General features: G+C 60.4%; 13 protein-coding genes and 3 pseudogenes. 13 read left to right on the top strand and 3 right to left on the bottom strand.

Going from position 1 to position 15,621, the window contains the following annotated elements; translation table 11 throughout:
- From argS to fmt, 5 genes and pseudogenes are all read left to right on the top strand, one after another.
- A pseudogene (argS, locus tag I5W_RS03595) lies at positions 1 to 1,421 on the top strand (arginine--tRNA ligase); the annotation flags it as partial.
- A gap of 31 nt (positions 1,422 to 1,452) precedes the next feature.
- On the top strand, positions 1,453 to 2,142 hold the full coding sequence (locus tag I5W_RS03590) for an SPOR domain-containing protein (RefSeq protein ID WP_017449805.1): 690 nt from the start codon (positions 1,453 to 1,455) through the stop codon (positions 2,140 to 2,142).
- Positions 2,143 to 2,250: 108 nt separating this feature from the next.
- On the top strand, positions 2,251 to 2,958 hold the full coding sequence (locus I5W_RS03585) for a thiol:disulfide interchange protein DsbA/DsbL (RefSeq protein ID WP_044528206.1): 708 nt from the start codon (positions 2,251 to 2,253) through the stop codon (positions 2,956 to 2,958).
- A gap of 367 nt (positions 2,959 to 3,325) precedes the next feature.
- Entirely contained in the window at positions 3,326 to 4,132 is an 807-nt protein-coding gene (locus I5W_RS03580) for an SDR family oxidoreductase (RefSeq protein ID WP_044528205.1), read from the top strand.
- A 33-nt stretch (positions 4,133 to 4,165) separates the two neighbouring features.
- Positions 4,166 to 5,119, top strand: coding sequence for a methionyl-tRNA formyltransferase (gene fmt / locus I5W_RS03575; RefSeq protein ID WP_044528204.1), 954 nt, complete (start codon positions 4,166 to 4,168; stop codon positions 5,117 to 5,119).
- Positions 5,120 to 5,138: 19 nt separating this feature from the next.
- On the opposite strand, the gene I5W_RS03570 is transcribed toward fmt, so the two are convergent.
- On the bottom strand, positions 5,139 to 5,723 hold the full coding sequence (locus I5W_RS03570) for a phosphorylase family protein (RefSeq protein ID WP_044528203.1): 585 nt from the start codon (positions 5,721 to 5,723) through the stop codon (positions 5,139 to 5,141).
- A gap of 202 nt (positions 5,724 to 5,925) precedes the next feature.
- Here I5W_RS03570 and metH point away from each other — a divergent pair.
- Together metH and I5W_RS03560 are read left to right on the top strand one after the other, a co-directional pair.
- Positions 5,926 to 9,670, top strand: a pseudogene (gene metH, locus I5W_RS03565) (methionine synthase).
- Positions 9,671 to 9,795: 125 nt separating this feature from the next.
- Positions 9,796 to 10,080, top strand: a complete 285-nt coding sequence (locus I5W_RS03560) for a WGR domain-containing protein (protein WP_044528202.1) — start codon at positions 9,796 to 9,798, stop codon at positions 10,078 to 10,080.
- 20 nt (positions 10,081 to 10,100) lie between these two features.
- Here I5W_RS03560 and I5W_RS03555 read toward each other — a convergent pair whose 3' ends face one another.
- On the bottom strand, positions 10,101 to 10,883 hold the full coding sequence (locus I5W_RS03555) for an SDR family oxidoreductase (protein ID WP_044528201.1): 783 nt from the start codon (positions 10,881 to 10,883) through the stop codon (positions 10,101 to 10,103).
- Complete coding sequence (locus I5W_RS03550) at positions 10,880 to 11,206, bottom strand: nuclear transport factor 2 family protein (protein ID WP_013236270.1); 327 nt, start codon at positions 11,204 to 11,206, stop codon at positions 10,880 to 10,882. The genes I5W_RS03555 and I5W_RS03550 overlap by 4 nt, the downstream gene beginning before the upstream one ends.
- Before the next feature lie 102 nt (positions 11,207 to 11,308).
- Here I5W_RS03550 and I5W_RS03545 point away from each other — a divergent pair, with 102 nt between their 5' ends.
- From I5W_RS03545 to I5W_RS03525, 6 genes and pseudogenes are all read left to right on the top strand, one after another.
- A complete protein-coding gene (locus I5W_RS03545) occupies positions 11,309 to 12,241 on the top strand; it encodes a LysR family transcriptional regulator (RefSeq protein WP_017449797.1) in 933 nt (310 codons plus the stop codon).
- 135 nt (positions 12,242 to 12,376) lie between these two features.
- Positions 12,377 to 13,190 (top strand): IS5 family transposase gene (locus tag I5W_RS29360; RefSeq protein ID WP_085946764.1). Its coding sequence is split into 2 segments (ribosomal slippage): positions 12,377 to 12,937 and positions 12,939 to 13,190, totalling 813 coding nucleotides; the frame shifts between segments, so codons are not numbered across the junction.
- A 288-nt stretch (positions 13,191 to 13,478) separates the two neighbouring features.
- Positions 13,479 to 13,742, top strand: coding sequence for a DUF6881 domain-containing protein (locus tag I5W_RS03535; protein WP_374702113.1), 264 nt, complete (start codon positions 13,479 to 13,481; stop codon positions 13,740 to 13,742).
- A 67-nt stretch (positions 13,743 to 13,809) separates the two neighbouring features.
- A complete protein-coding gene (locus I5W_RS30975; RefSeq protein ID WP_148289027.1) occupies positions 13,810 to 14,406 on the top strand; it encodes a hypothetical protein in 597 nt (198 codons plus the stop codon).
- 196 nt (positions 14,407 to 14,602) lie between these two features.
- Positions 14,603 to 15,064 (top strand): hypothetical protein, encoded by a 462-nt coding sequence (locus I5W_RS30970; protein ID WP_148289026.1) that lies wholly within the window; start codon positions 14,603 to 14,605, stop codon positions 15,062 to 15,064.
- Between the two features lie 99 nt (positions 15,065 to 15,163).
- Positions 15,164 to 15,621, top strand: a pseudogene (locus I5W_RS03525) (MFS transporter); the annotation flags it as partial.

Here is a 15,621-nt window from a genome sequence, read left to right as displayed (position 1 = left end):
GGTGATCCACGAACAGGGCGAGGCTTTCGGCCGTGGCACGGCCGGTGCCGGCCAGAAGGTATTGGTCGAGTTCGTCTCCGCCAACCCCCACCGGTCCGCTGCATGTGGGCCATGGTCGCCAGGGGGCGCTGGGCGATGCGCTGTCGTCACTCTTGGAAGTGCAGGGCTTTGAGGTGCTGCGCGAGTTCTACTACAACGATGCCGGCGTGCAGATCGCTACGCTGGCCACCTCGGTGCAGGCGCGTGCGCGCGGTTTCAAGCCGGGTGACGCCGAGTGGCCCGAGTCGGCCTACAACGGCGACTACATCGCCGATATCGCACGCGACTTCCTGGACCAGAAGACCGTTTCGGCCAGCGATGGCGAACCGGTGACCGGCAGCGGCAAGGTCGAAGACATCGAATCGATCCGTCGCTTCGCCGTGGCTTATCTGCGCCACGAGCAAGACCTCGACCTGCAAGCCTTCGGCGTGAAGTTCGACAATTACTATCTGGAATCCTCGCTCTACGCCGACGGCAAGGTGGCCGCCGCCGTGGACGCGCTGGTCGCCGCCGGCAAGACCTACGAGCAGGATGGCGCACTGTGGCTGCGCACCACCGACTATGGCGACGACAAGGATCGCGTCATGAAGAAGACCGATGGCACCTATACCTACTTCGTGCCCGACGTCGCCTATCACATCAACAAATGGCAGCGCGGCTACGGCAAGGTCATCAATATCCAGGGCAGCGACCACCACGGCACCATCGCCCGCGTGCGCGCCGGCCTGCAGGCCGTGGGCGTGGGCATCCCGCAGGGTTATCCCGACTACGTGCTGCACAAGATGGTCACCGTCATGCGCAATGGCGAAGAGGTCAAGATTTCCAAGCGCGCCGGTTCCTACGTCACCCTGCGCGACCTGATCGAATGGTCGGCCGGTGAGCCGGTCGAAGGCCAGGAACGCGACTTGACGCGCGGCCGCGATGCGGTGCGCTTCTTCCTCATCTCGCGCAAGGCCGATACCGAGTTCGTCTTCGACGTCGACCTGGCGCTGGCGCAGTCCGATGAAAACCCGGTCTACTACGTCCAGTATGCGCACGCCCGCATCTGCACCGTGCTGGGCAAGTCGGGGGTGGATGAAGAGGCGCTCAAGACCAGCGCCGACCTGTCGCTCCTGACCGCCCCGCGTGAAGCCTCGCTCTTGGCCAAGCTGGCCGAGTACCCGGACATGCTGGCGCACGCCCTGCAGGAGCTGGGACCGCACCAGGTCGCCTTCTACCTGCGCGATCTGGCAGGCGAACTGCATAGCTACTACAATGCGGAACGCGTGCTGGTCGACGATGTCCCAACCAGGTCTGCACGCCTGGCGCTGTTGTCCGCCACCCGCCAGGTGCTGCGCAATGGCCTGGCACTGTTGGGCGTATCGGCTCCGGCCAGAATGTAAAACAAGCTAAAACAAGCAGCTAAAGAGAAACGTGAAACCGTTGAACGCGAAATATCACAAGCAGGCCGGCGGTACGCTGCTCGGCCTCATCCTGGGTTTGATCGTCGGCCTGGGGATCGCCGTGGGTGTGGCATTGATGATCACCAAGTCGCCCATCCCCTTCGTCAACAAGGTCACGCGCCCCGAGCGCACCGACCCGACCCCGGCCCAGGCGGCCGACCCCAACCGTCCGCTCTACGGTAACCGCGACATCGCCCGCGACGCTGCGCGCGACCAGCAGCAGTCGCAGACCCCGGTCCCGCCCAACACCGCCACTGCCCAGCCGGTGCCACCGGTGGCGCCGGCCCCGCAAGCCCCGCCAGCCAGCACACCGCCGGCCACCGCGCCGAGCAAACCTGCCGAGACCAAGACGGCCGAGACCGCTAGCAAGCCTGCGGCCACCACGCCATCGGCCTCGGCCGCCAAGAACGACACCAACGATGACAAGTGGACCTACTTCCTGCAGACCGGCGCCTTCCGCGACCAGGCCGATGCCGAAAGTGCCCGCGCCAAGCTGGCCCTGCTGGGCTTCGAGGCCAAGGTCACCGAACGCAGCGCCGACAGTGGCGTGCTGTACCGGGTGCGCATCGGTCCCTTCGAACATGCCGAGGCGATGAACCGCACGCGCAGCAAGTTGTCCGATAACGGGGTCGATGCCGCCATCGTGCGCATTCCCAAATAAACCAGATTGCACCGTAGATGCCGGCGGCAGGGGATAACCGACCGGCACGACGGGCGCGGAACGGCCAGTGGCCGCTCCCACCGACTATCCATCAGAGAGGGTAATACCATGCGTTTTCATCAAAAGTTGCTGGCTGCGGTCAGCTTCGGCCTGCTGGCCCTGACTGCCAGCGTCGGCGCCTCGGCCTCGCCGGCCAATCCGCAAGTGGGCAGCGACTACCGTGTGCTGGAGCAGGCCCAGCCCACCGACTCCGGCAACAAGGTCGAAGTCATCGAATTCTTCTGGTACGACTGCCCGCACTGCGCAGCCTGGGATCCGTCGCTGACGGCCTGGGTCAAGAAGCAGGGCGACAAGATCAACTTCAAGAAGGTGCCGGTGGCCTTCCGCGATACCTTCGTGCCGCAGCAGAAGCTCTACTACACCCTGGAAGCCATGGGCAAAGCCGAAGAGCTGACCCCCAAGATCTTCCGCGCCATCCACGTTGATGGTGAGCGCATCAACACCGACAAGACCATCCTGGCCTATATCGAAAAGATCGGCCTGGACAAGCAGAAATTCCTCGACCTGTACAACTCCTTCGGCATCCAGACCAAGGCCCGCCGCGCCGCCCAGCTGCAGGAAGCCTACAAGGTCGATGGCGTGCCGATGATCGCCATCGATGGCCGCTACGTGACTTCGCCGGCCGTGGTCGGCGTGGCCCTGGCCAACCAGCCCGAATCGATGCAGCAAGCCGCCGCCTTGCAGGTGATGGATCACCTCATTGCCAAGGTCGCGGCTGAGAAGGCCGCTGGCAGCACTGCCGCTAAAAAGAAATAAGCTTCACCTGTCTTGAACGGCCCGCGTCCGCAAGGCCGCGGGCCGTTTTCATTGGCGCCCGGATGTTCTAGAACTCATTTCATCAATAGGCGTGAGATGCGTTCTGCTCAGAAAGGGCGCTGGCAAGGCGCGCGACGCGTCGTGTGGCGGTGCCACACGCAAGGAGCGCAACGCGGCCAGCGCCCTTTCTGAGCAGAACCCGAAGGGAGCGGCCCGTTTGGGCGAATTGCTGCGTTACGAATTTGGGTCAAGACGCCCAGTCTTGACCCAAATTCGCGCCTTGCACTTCATCCCAAACGGGACTCGCTCGCACTCACGCCTATTGATGAAATGAGTTCTAATTGTTCATATCTCTTCAGGAGCAGGCATGTCCACCCTCCCCGTCGTTGCAACCCAGGAACGCGTCTTCCTGACCGGTGCCTCCAGTGGCATCGGCATGGCCCTGGCCTCGGCCTATGCCAGCCGCGGCGCCGTGCTGGGCCTGGTGGCCCGTCGCGCCGCCGAACTGGAAGCCTTGCGCGCCAGCCTGCCGCATCCTGAGCGCCATCGCATCTATGTACTGGACGTCACAGATCATGCCGCCCTGGCGGCCGCCGCTGAAGCCTTCATGGCCGAGTTCGGGATGGCCGATGTGGTCATCGCCAACGCCGGCATCTCGCAAGGCACGCTGACCGAATACCAGGAAGATCTGGCCGCCTTCGAGCGTATCCTGGCGGTCAATGTCACGGCCACCTTCGCCACCTTCACGCCCTTCGTGGCGCGCATGAAGGCGCAACCGCAGGCCCAGCGCCGTCGCTGCCGGCTGGTCGGTATCGGCAGCGTAGCCGGCATCCGCGGACTGCCGGGCGCCGGCGCTTACAGTGCCTCCAAGGCCGCCGTCATCAGCTATTGCGAATCGCTGCGGGTGGAGTTGAACGCTTCCGGCATCAAGGTGGTGACCATCGCCCCCGGCTACATCGACACCCCCATGACCCGCGTGAACAGCTACCGGATGCCGTTCCTGATGCCGGTCGAACGCTTTGCCCAGCGTGCGGTACAGAGCATCGCCGAGGGTGTCAGCTATCGCGTCATTCCCTGGCAGATGGGCGTGGTGGCCAAGCTGCTCAGGCTGCTGCCGAACTGGCTGTACGATATGGCCTTCGCCCGCGCCCCGCACAAGAAACGCAATCTGTAACCGTGGCGGCTCGCGCCGCATCTGGAGTTTTTCATGAAGATCATTTTTGCCGGCACGCCGGAATTCGCCGCCGTGGCGCTCGAAGCACTGTACGCTGCCGGCCACCAGATCACCCTGGTGCTGACCCAGCCGGATCGCCCCGCCGGACGCGGGATGCAGCTACAGGCCTCGGCCGTGAAGCAATGCGCCCTCAAGCACGGCTCCCCGGTGGCGCAACCGGTATCCCTGCGCCTGAACGGCAAATACCCGGACGTGGCGCAAGAAGCCCACGCGCTGTTGCAATCGACCCCGCATGACGTCATGGTGGTGGCCGCCTATGGCTTGATCCTGCCGCGCAGCGTGCTGGACATCCCGCGCTACGGCTGCATCAACATCCACGGCTCGCTCTTGCCGCGCTGGCGCGGCGCCGCACCCATCCATCGCGCCATCGAAGCCGGCGACAGCGAGACCGGCATCACCATCATGCAGATGGAAGAGGGGCTCGACACCGGCCCCATGATGTTGATCGAAAGCCTGCCCATCCAGGAGGACGACACCACCGGTAGCCTGCATGACAAGCTGGCCGCGCTGGGCGGCAAGATGATCGTGGAGGCGCTGGACAAGTTGGAGCGCGGCGAGCTGCCCGCTACACCGCAGCCCGAACAGGGCGCCAACTACGCCGCCAAGATCGCCAAGGAAGAAGCGGCGCTGGACTTCAGCCAGAGCGCCGAACAACTTGCACGCCGCATCCGCGCCTTCAATCCCTTCCCCGGTGCCACTGGCCGCTTCGGCGACACCGTGGTCAAGCTGTGGCAAGCGCGTCCGGTCAAGGTGGCCCAGCAGGGCGAGCCTGGCCAGGTGCTCTCAGCCGATGCCCAGGCCGGCATCGTGGTGGCCTGTGGCGAGGGCGCGCTGCTGCTGACCGAATTGCAGAAGCCGGGCGGCAAGCGCCTGCCGGCGGCGGAATTCCTGAAGGGATTCCCGATGGAAGGTGGGCGTCTGGACTGAGCCGTTGCGCTGGCCGGCCTCAGCCGATCTGCTTGAGCACGTGCGGCAGATGGCGCCAGAACAATTCTTCGCCCAGGTGCACGCGTGACTGCCAGTCATCGGCGGCATCGTCATTGGCGCCGTCGGTGATGAACTTGAAGGCGCGCCACGGCACGCCGAAGTGACGGCAGACGCGGGCGATGGCAAACAATTCCATATCCACCAGATCGACCTTCTGCTCCAGCAGCCAGTCATCGGCCGCCGTCACGAAGCTGTCGCCGGTGCCGCACAGCACGCCCGGATAGCCCGATTCCAGCCGCACCGGCTGTTGTACCTGGTCCATCAGCGGCGTCACGCCACGCGGCGCCAGGGGCGTGGTGTCCATGTCGCGCTGGAGCACGGCGGCCACTTCCAGCAAGCCATCATGCAGGGGATCAATCTTGCCGGCCGTGCCGAAATTGATGATCGCGCGCGGGCGATGGGTCAGGATGGCCTGGGTGGCGTGCAGCGCGGCATTGACCTTGCCGACGCCGCAATAGAGCACCTGTACGCCCGCTGGCGCAGCGGCGGCATTGAGTTCACTTGCCAGGGCGGTCAGGATCAGGATGGGGGCGTGGTCTGGCATCGATATGAAGAAATAGTTAACGGATTGCAACGAGAGCCGCTTGGCAAGGCCGTCCGCCGCGGGGTGGTGGGGGCTTTCGCGTATAATTTATGTCACTTTTTGCCTGCCAAACCGGTCTTTGCCTGACCGTTTTTTTTGTCGCAGCTTGCCGGCTGCGACATCCCAGGTCCGCATTGTTGCCGTAACCAGAGAAAAACGCCAGATGAAGCCGAACGAACTGTGCCAGACCGAATTGCTGCTGCGCGACCTGATGTCGCAGCGCATCCTCATCCTCGATGGCGCCATGGGCACCATGATCCAGCGCTACAAGCTGACCGAAGAGGATTACCGTGGCCAGCGTTTTGCCGACTTCAGCGTTCCCGGCAAGGAACTCTTCGTCAAGGGCAACAATGAACTGCTCTCGCTGACCCAGCCGCACATCATCCAGGAAATCCACGAGCAATACCTGGCCGCCGGCGCCGACCTGATCGAGACCAATACCTTCGGCGCCACCAGCGTGGCCCAGGACGACTACCACATGGCGCATCTGGTCTACGAGATGAACCTGGAGTCGGCCCGCCTGGCGCGCGCCGCCTGCGACAAGTACGCGACCCCGGACAAGCCGCGCTTCGTGGCCGGCGCCCTCGGCCCCCACGCCCAAGACCGCCTCGATCTCGCCGGACGTCAACGACCCGGCCGCCCGCAACGTCACCTTCGATCAACTGGTCACGGCCTACCTGGAGCAGACTCGCGCCCTGGTCGAAGGCGGGGCCGACGTGCTGCTGGTCGAGACCATCTTCGATACGCTCAACTGCAAGGCCGCGCTGTTTGCCATCGATACCTTCTTCGAGGAAAGCGGCAAGCGCCTGCCCATCATGATCTCCGGCACCGTGACGGATGCCTCCGGCCGCATCCTCTCGGGCCAGACCGTGACGGCTTTCTGGAACTCCATCCGCCATGCACGCCCGCTGACCGTGGGCCTGAATTGCGCACTGGGCGCGGCGCTCATGCGTCCCTATGCGGAAGAGCTGTCCAAGATCGCCGACACCTACGTCTGCATCTATCCCAATGCCGGCCTGCCCAATCCGATGAGCGACACCGGCTTCGATGAAACCCCCGATGTCACCTCGGCGCTGTTGAAGGAATTCGCCGAGAGCGGTTTCGTCAACGTTGCCGGTGGCTGCTGCGGCACCACGCCACCGCACATCAAGGCCATTGCCGAGACGGTCGCCAAGATCGCCCCGCGCAAGCTTCCCGAGCCCACGCATGAGATGCGCCTGTCGGGCCTGGAGCCCTTCACCATCAATGACGATTCGCTGTACGTGAACGTCGGCGAGCGCACCAACGTCACCGGTTCCAAGGCCTTCGCCCGCCTGATCCTCAACGAACAGTACGACGAAGCCCTGGCGGTGGCGCGCCAGCAGGTCGAGAACGGCGCCCAGATCATCGACATCAACATGGATGAGGCGATGCTCGACTCGGTCGCCGCCATGACGCGCTTCCTCAACCTGATCGCTTCCGAACCCGACATCGCCCGCGTGCCCATCATGATCGATTCTTCCAAGTGGGAAGTGATCGAGGCGGGGCTGAAATGCGTGCAGGGCAAGTCCATCGTCAACTCCATCTCGATGAAGGAAGGCGAAGAGAAATTCCTGCGCGAAGCCAAGCTGTGCCGCCGCTATGGCGCTGCCGTCATCGTCATGGCCTTCGACGAAGTGGGGCAGGCCGACACCTTCGCCCGCAAGATCGAGATCTGCGAACGCGCTTATCGCCTGCTGGTGGACAAGCTGGACTTCCCGCCCGAAGACATCATCTTCGACCCCAACATCTTCGCGGTCGCCACCGGCATCGAGGAGCACAACAACTACGCGGTGGACTTCATCGAAGCCACCCGCTGGATCCACCAGAATCTGCCCTACGCCAAGATCAGCGGCGGTGTCTCCAACGTGTCCTTCAGCTTCCGCGGCAATGACCCGGCGCGCGAAGCGATCCATACCGTCTTCCTGTATCACGCCATCAAGGCCGGCATGACCATGGGCATCGTCAATGCCGGCATGATCGGCGTCTATGACGACCTGCCGGCCGAACTGCGCGAGCGTGTCGAAGACGTGGTGCTGAACCGCCGTGAAGACGCCACCGAGCGCATGATCGAATACGCCGCGACGCTCAAGGCCGGCGACAAGAAGGAAGAAGCCACCCTCGAATGGCGCAACCTGCCGGTGGCCAAGCGCCTCTCGCATGCGCTGGTGCACGGCATCACGCAGTGGATCGTGGAAGACACCGAAGAGGTGCGCCAGCAGATCGCCGCCGATGGTGGCCGCCCCATCCACGTCATCGAAGGTCCGCTGATGGATGGCATGAACGTGGTCGGTGACCTGTTCGGCCAGGGCAAGATGTTCTTGCCGCAGGTGGTCAAGTCGGCGCGCGTGATGAAACAGGCGGTGGCGCACCTGATCCCCTTCATCGAAGAAGAAAAGCGCCAGCTCGAAATCGCCACTGGCGAAGTCGCCAAGCCCAAGGGCAAGATCGTCATTGCCACCGTCAAGGGCGACGTCCACGACATCGGCAAGAACATCGTCACCGTGGTCCTCCAGTGCAACAACTTCGAAGTGGTCAACATGGGCGTGATGGTGCCCTGCGCCGAGATCCTGGCCAAGGCCAAGGAAGAGAAGGCCGACATCATCGGCCTCTCAGGCCTGATCACCCCGTCGCTGGAAGAGATGGCCTACGTGGCCAAGGAAATGCAGCGCGATCCGTATTTTGCGGGTCTCAAGATGCCGCTGATGATCGGCGGCGCCACCACCTCGCGTGCGCACACGGCGGTCAAGATCGCCCCCAATTACGAAGGCCCGGTGGTCTACGTGCCGGACGCCTCGCGCGCCGTCGCGGTGGCGCAATCGTTGCTGGCCGACGAACAGAAGACCCAGTACGTGGCTGAACTGAACGCCGACTACGACCGCATCCGCGAACAGCACGCCAGCAAGAAGGCCGCGCCCATGCTGTCGCTGGCCGCTGCCCGTGCCAACAAGACCAAGCTGGAGTTCGCCCCGGTCAAGCCCAAGTTCATCGGCCGCCGCCTGTTCAAGAATGTGGACCTGGGTTTGCTGGCCAACTACATCGACTGGGGCCCGTTCTTCCAGACCTGGGACCTGGCCGGTCCTTACCCTGCGATCCTCACCGATGAAGTCGTGGGCGAAGCCGCCACCAAGGTGTTCCAGGAAGCCCAGGCCATGTTGAAGAAGATCATCGATGGCCGCTGGCTCACCGCCAATGGCGTCATCTCGCTCTTGCCGGCCAACACCGTCAACGACGACGACATCGAGATCTACACCGACGACAGCCGCAGCCAGGTCGCCTTCACCTACTACGGCCTGCGTCAGCAGACCGAAAAGCCGGTGGTCGATGGCGTGGCCCGTCCCAACCAGTGCCTGTCGGACTTCATCGCCCCGAAGGACTCGGGCGTGCCGGATTACATCGGCATGTTTGCCGTGACCGCAGGTCTGGGCATCGAGAAATACGAAAAGCGCTTCGAGGATGCGCATGACGATTACTCTTCCATCATGCTCAAGGCCCTGGCCGACCGCTTGGCCGAAGCCTTCGCTGAATACCTGCATGAGCGCGTGCGCAAGGACTTGTGGGGCTATGCGGCTGATGAGAACTTGAACAGCGCCGAGCTCATCAAGGAAAAATACCTCGGCATCCGTCCCGCACCCGGCTATCCGGCTTGCCCCGAGCACACCGTCAAGGCTGACGCCTTCCGCGTCATGCAATGCGACGAGATCGGGATGCAGTTGACCGAGTCCTATGCCATGTTCCCCGGTGCTTCGGTGTCCGGCTTCTACTTCGCCCATCCGCAATCGAAGTACTTCGTGGTCGGCAAGATCGGTGAAGATCAGGTCATCGATATGGCGCAACGCCGCCATGTGCCCAAGGAAGATGTGGAACGCTGGCTGGCGCCTAATCTGTAAATGATTTACGCAAAGACCGTCCGGCCTTGCGCCGGATGGTCTGTTTCATCTTTGCCGCTGGTCCTTGTATTCCCCAGCCGTCCTGCTATCATCCACGCCCGCCGTTCCGTAGCCCTGCTTTAGCCATGATCGATTCCGCTGACCACGTCACCCATGCACTGCCCGTGACCGTGGCCACGCGCCTGCACTTCACCGACGGCAAGACGCGCGCCATCTTCACGGTGGACCTGGTGCAGGACCTGCTGGGCGACTGGGTCTTGACGCAAGCCTGGGATGGCATCGAAGGCCGCAGCGCGGTACGCCGCGTGGTGGTGGCCGGGCATGAAGAGGGGCTGCTGATGCTGCAGAAGATTGCGCGTCACAAGGAGCGATTGGGGTTTCGGCCGGTGCATCTTTATCACGTGGACTGAGCGCCGCTCGCTGCGCCTGCTTACACGGTAGGAACAGTACCGCCGTCTATTCGATATTCGGTTCCGGTGATCGACGCGCATCGCGGGGACGCCAGGAAAGCGATCAAATCGGCGACCTCTTGTGGCTTTGCGGGGCGACCCACGGGAATTCCTCCCAGCCAATCCATGATGATCTTCTTGCCGCCCTCGTAGTCTGTTCCGGCGTGTGCAGCCGTGCGCTGCGTAAATGCGACCGAAGCCTCGGTCTCGATCCAGCCAGGTGCAACGCTGAGGACGCGAACACCCTTGGATGTCACCTCTCTTGCCAGTGACTTGCTGTAGGTCGTGAGGGCTGCTTTTGCAGCGGCGTAGGCGGTCGTTGATTCGGGCAAAGGCAGCACACGCTGGATAGAGCTGACGTGAATGATGACCCCCGACCCTTGGGCCAGCATGTTGGGCAGCAGTGCACGATCCATGCGTACGGCAGGCATCAGGTTCAGATTGAATTCGGCGAACCAGTGCTCATCACTGATTGCAGCGAAGCCACCGCCGGGTGTCTTTGATCCGCCGAGTGCGTTGATCAGGATGTCGACGCCGCCCCAATCCTTCAAGACTGTCTGGGAAAAGTGACGCGTGCCCTCCGCTGTGGACAGGTCAGCAGCGACGTAGGTGACGCCCTCGACAGACTGCAGAGGCAAGCTACGAGCCGATGTCGCCACCCTTGCGCCTGCTTGCGCAAGGGTTTTCACGACTGCTGCGCCAAGGCCCTGCGTGCCGCCGGTAACCACAGCCCGCAGGCCGTTGAGGTGAAGGTCAAAGCTCATGTCGTGATCTCCAACGATGCGATCAGGCCACGTTCCAGGCGAAAGCGGTAAGACATGACAATCGGGCTGCCAGGGAAGTTGCCGGTGACGTTGGCGCGCACGAGTTGGACGCTGTCCTCCCGCTCGATGGCGAACGGCAAGCTCGTCGCACGGTACTTGGCCCATGCCTTGGCCAAGAAGGTCGTGATGGCGTCGACTCCCGTATAGGTGTGACCGTCATCCTTCATGACAGCGTGCGCCGTGAAGCACTGTGCCAGGGCTGCAGGCTCATGTTCGGCCGCGAAGTACGCGGCGATGGGTTCAGGAAGAGGCAAGGTGTTCACGTTGTTGGCTCCATGCGATCAGTAAAGGCATTAGGATGCGCCTCAGGCTGAATTTAGTGAATATCATATAATCGTCATGGTCTATGTAGCAGGAAGTACATAATGCGTGGATCCGAATTTAACGAACTCAAAGCATTCGTGGCCGTTGTGGAGCGCCAGAGCTTTGTCCGGGCGGCAGAGCATCTGGGTCTGTCGCCCTCGGCGCTCAGCCAGACCATCCGGCAGCTCGAAGACCGTATCGGCGCACGCCTTCTGAATCGCACGACGCGAAGCGTCGCGCCATCGGCCAATGGAGAACTGCTCTACAGGCGTGTGGCTCCGCTATTTCGGGAAATGGCTGCGGCTGTTGCTCAAGCAAGTGAGGCCACAGGACAGATGAGCGGCAGGCTACGCATCAACACCCTGGGGATTGCTGCGAGAACCATCATCGCGCCTCGGCTTGCGCGCTTCCATCAAGCGCACCCTGACGTGGTTCTCGACATCGTGGTGGACGATACGCTGACGGATATTGTGGCTGGCCGCTTCGATGCGGGGATTCGCGTGGGTAACAGAGTCGAGAAAGACATGGTAGCTATCCGCCTCACGCCGGACCTGAACATGGTTGCCGTGGCATCTCCAGACTATCTCGCGCGTCGAGGGGTACCGCGGTCCCCCAAGGATTTGCATGACCATACATGCATCAACTGGCGTCTGCAGATGGACGGCAGGCACTATCGCTGGGAGTTCAAGAAACGAGGTCAACAACTCGAGGTTGCGGTGGACGGTCCCATCATCACGAATCATGTTGACATCGGCATCGCTGCAGCACTTGGTGGGCTTGGCATTGCTTATCACTTCGAACGCGATGGCGTGAGTGAACTGTTGAGGCAGGGACGACTGGTTCAGGTTTTGGCGGACTGGTCGATTTCGCGCCCAGGCTTGTTCCTCTACTATCCTAACAGGCAGCATCGGCCAGCCCTTCTCGGTGCGTTCATCGACTGTCTGTTAGACCGAAAGCTGGTCGATCAACCCGAGAACGCATCTCATGCCCATTGATGAAATATGAAATGAGTGCTAAGGAAGTTTGACAGGGCAGAATGTCTTAGAGGCTGTTGCAAAATTAAATATTGAGGCTGTTAACTTTCGCGACTTGATGTTAACTTCCTGTCTTGTTTTTCCTGACGGGATGCGATGCCTAAAGAACTTGTCGACGATGAATTGTGGTCACTCATCGAACCACTTCTGCCCGTGCGAGCGCCTCGCAATCGCCAGTATGCAGGTCGCAAACCAATACCCGACCGTGCGGTGCTCACTGGCATAGTGTTCGTTTTGCGCTCGGGTATCGCGTGGAACTTACTCCCCCAGGAAATGGGTTGCGGCTCGGGCACAGCCTGTTGGCGACGACTTGACGCTTGGCAGAAAGCGGGCGTGTGGCAACGCATACACGAGACTCTCCTCGCGGAACTACGTCGACGTGGTGAAATCGATTTGACGCGTGCTCTCGTCGATAGCTCGTCGATTCGGGCCATGCTGGTGCGAAAAAAAACAGGCCCGAATCCCACGGGCCGGCGCAAGCTTGGCAGCAAGCATCATCTCATCGTCGATGCGCAAGGCATACCGCTCGCGGTCATCCTGACCGGTGCGAATCTCCACGACATGACCCAGCTCGACCCACTGGTCGAGACCATTCCGCATATACGAGGAAAGCGCGGACGCCCTCTGCACAAACCGAAAATCGTTCAAGGTGACCGGGGGCTACAGTTCTGATCAACACCGTCAGCGCCTGCGAGCCCGTGGCATCAAACCGATGCTCGCAAAAATCGGCGCGCACCATGGCAGCGGGCTTGGTAAAAGCCGTTGGCCGGTCGAACGCTCGATCGCTTGGCTGCACTCGTTTCGGCGCCTGAAGATTCGTTACGAACGCTATGCTCATATCCACGAAGCCTTCCTGTCATTGGCTTGCGCCTTGATTTGCTGGACCCGGTTAAAAAAACTTTTAAAATAATTTCGCAACAGCCTCTAAGATTTGGGCAGGCGGTAGTCAAGCTGGTATTCAGCGTTTCCGATGTTAAAAAATTCAAGGAAGAATCTGCGGAGAGAGGTCTGCATTTCGGCACTATTCACCAGGCAAATGGGTATCAGTTCGCCAACGCGAAAGATCCTGATGGAAACTCGGTATCGATATCCAGTAGAGAGTATCGTCAGAAAATTAGTTAGAAAATAGCCGCTTTCGGTCAGAAGCAGACGCTCTAGAGAAACGACTCCAACGGGGGGCTTGGGAAATTACATCAAAGTGAAGTGGCATCACAGCTCAGAATCGGAGCCAGTGGAACTGTATAGCGAGCTTGATGAGAACCGATACGAGGTTCGCAAGATCGAGATGTATCGCAGCGGTCACCTAGATTTTGCTGATGGTAGCAGGACTTCTGGAAATACCCGTCTTGGGGAGCTGCCGGTTCCTCCAATTCACGAAATCAATGACGATACTCAGTTTGAGACATCGGTGATCTCAGAAGAGACTTTCGAAGCTTTATGGAAGAATCTCTATCTCTTATGATCGCCATCAATAGTCTGCAATCGGCCAAAAGCGGGCTTTCATGTAACGAAAAATGCGTTGCTACCTCATGAACGAATACGAAAAACACAATCGTGCAAGACTCATTCAGTTGTTGTCGAAGATTTCATCTCAAGCTTGTCCCCCCGGTTGGCAAAAGACGGGAACATTCGCCGTTGGAGGTCTAACCGAAGTTGGCTTCTCGCAACGATCAGAATTGCTTTTGGTTGTGTCCAGCGCTGGCAGAGGAGTGATCGATTGCACGCGAGGGGAAAAAATCGCGCGCGACGACGAGATCGATGGCGATTGGTATTCTGCATCGTTCTTGACTTGTGAAGGTATAGGCCCGTTAAAAGATGAACGAATACAGCTAGCTGGCATAGTTGGTGGTGGTTTGCCTCGTGCCAACAAGCGTGGAGAATCGCTGGAAAGCGCCGCTCCCAACTGGCCTAAGTCTGATCTGTTCTTCTGTGGCCCCTATAAATCACCTTTCGTAGAAGGTCATCAAACAGACTGTCTGCATATCGCGTCTGGTTACTTTCACACATTTGGATTTTCCTTTAGCGGAAACTCATTCATCTTTGCGACGAGTAGCGATGTCACAGTTTTTAGTAAGCTACCGGAATGCAATCGGCCAGAAGCAGAAATCCCATTTATTCGGAACTAAGAATTCAAGTAATCACGAAAATTCAAAATGAAAATTTACCCGTCGATTTTCTCTCTACTGTTATTTCTGTCGAACTGCGTTCATGCGCAACTCCCCCCGCGATTGCAGCGATGCCTCACAAAAGCTGTTGGAATCTGCTCTCGACTAAAGCGGCTTAGTCCGATAGCGACCCTCTGAACCAAAACGTGGTGTCATCATGAAAAAGCAAGAACCAGATCCCTGTGCCTATCAGTACGATATTTCCCTTCGGATTTGGCATCCAGATATGCCTCACGAAGAGATTTCAAGAACGATAGGGCGCACGCCCAGTCGCAGTTGGACTGTGGGAAGTCCTCGCTTCTCCATTCATGGAGAACCTTTAGGAGGTGTCTATGATTTTTCCTACTGGACCGAAAGACTAACGAATAAAACAGTGCTCTCCGATACCATTTGGGTAGAAGAGGAGATAGCGCGGAAAATCGAAGCGTTTTCCCAACAAGCTGTGTTTTTCAGGAAAGTTCGTGCAGAAGGAGGAAGGGCCGAATTGTTTGTCGGACTCTTCAGCGATTTCAATATCGTCGTTGAGCTTGAACCTGCGCTGATGGGACGCCTTGCCGAAGCAAGCCTGGGAATCTGCCTCGATTACTATCCCTATAAAAAAGATGAGAAACAAGGCTGATCGGATCAAGCTCATCGCTAGCAGTCAGCCAAAGAAATTGCCAACCGAGCAAAAGCGGGCGTCGCTGCGCCCCATTAAAAAAATGATCAGGAGACCTCCATGCCCCCATCCTCCCCCGCAAGCTCCGCATCCACCGACCCCCACCAGGTCGATTCCCCCTACGCCGTAATGCGCCTGTGCATCACCATGATCCTGATGATCGTGGGTGCCAGCGGCATGTACGTGATCGCGGTGGTGTTGCCCTATGTGCAGGCACATTACTACGTCGACCGCGGCCTGGCTTCGATGCCCTATACCCTGACCATGCTGGGGATAGGCGTCGGCGGCCTGCTCATGGGCCGCATGGCCGACCGCGCCGGCATCACCCGCCCGCTGTTCCTGGGCGGGCTGTGCCTGGGCGGCGGCTTCATTGCCGCCTCCTACGCGCCCGATATCTGGACCTTCATGGCCGCGCATTGCGTCTTCATCGGCCTCTTGGGCACCTCGGCCACCTTTTCGCGCTGGTGGCCGATACCTCGCTGTGGTTCCGCAGCGGCGCGGCATCGCCGTGGCGGTCT

The sequence above is a fragment of the Herbaspirillum sp. B65 genome, from assembly GCF_000333555.1.
GTDB classification, from domain to species: domain Bacteria; phylum Pseudomonadota; class Gammaproteobacteria; order Burkholderiales; family Burkholderiaceae_D; genus Herbaspirillum; species Herbaspirillum rubrisubalbicans.
This window is presented reverse-complemented; position numbering and strand designations above follow the sequence as displayed.

Bases quoted from the DNA above. Each gene is read 5' to 3' on its own strand.
- I5W_RS30975 (WP_148289027.1), top strand. From the start codon at position 13,810: ATGAACGAATACGAAAAACACAATCGTGCAAGACTCATTCAGTTGTTG.
- I5W_RS03570 (WP_044528203.1), bottom strand. From the start codon at position 5,723: ATGCCAGACCACGCCCCCATCCTGATCCTGACCGCCCTGGCAAGTGAA.
- I5W_RS03560 (WP_044528202.1), top strand. From the start codon at position 9,796: ATGATCGATTCCGCTGACCACGTCACCCATGCACTGCCCGTGACCGTG.
- I5W_RS03555 (WP_044528201.1), bottom strand. From the start codon at position 10,883: ATGAGCTTTGACCTTCACCTCAACGGCCTGCGGGCTGTGGTTACCGGC.
- fmt (WP_044528204.1), top strand. From the start codon at position 4,166: ATGAAGATCATTTTTGCCGGCACGCCGGAATTCGCCGCCGTGGCGCTC.
- I5W_RS03580 (WP_044528205.1), top strand. From the start codon at position 3,326: ATGTCCACCCTCCCCGTCGTTGCAACCCAGGAACGCGTCTTCCTGACC.
- I5W_RS03585 (WP_044528206.1), top strand. From the start codon at position 2,251: ATGCGTTTTCATCAAAAGTTGCTGGCTGCGGTCAGCTTCGGCCTGCTG.
- I5W_RS03545 (WP_017449797.1), top strand. From the start codon at position 11,309: ATGCGTGGATCCGAATTTAACGAACTCAAAGCATTCGTGGCCGTTGTG.
- I5W_RS30970 (WP_148289026.1), top strand. From the start codon at position 14,603: ATGAAAAAGCAAGAACCAGATCCCTGTGCCTATCAGTACGATATTTCC.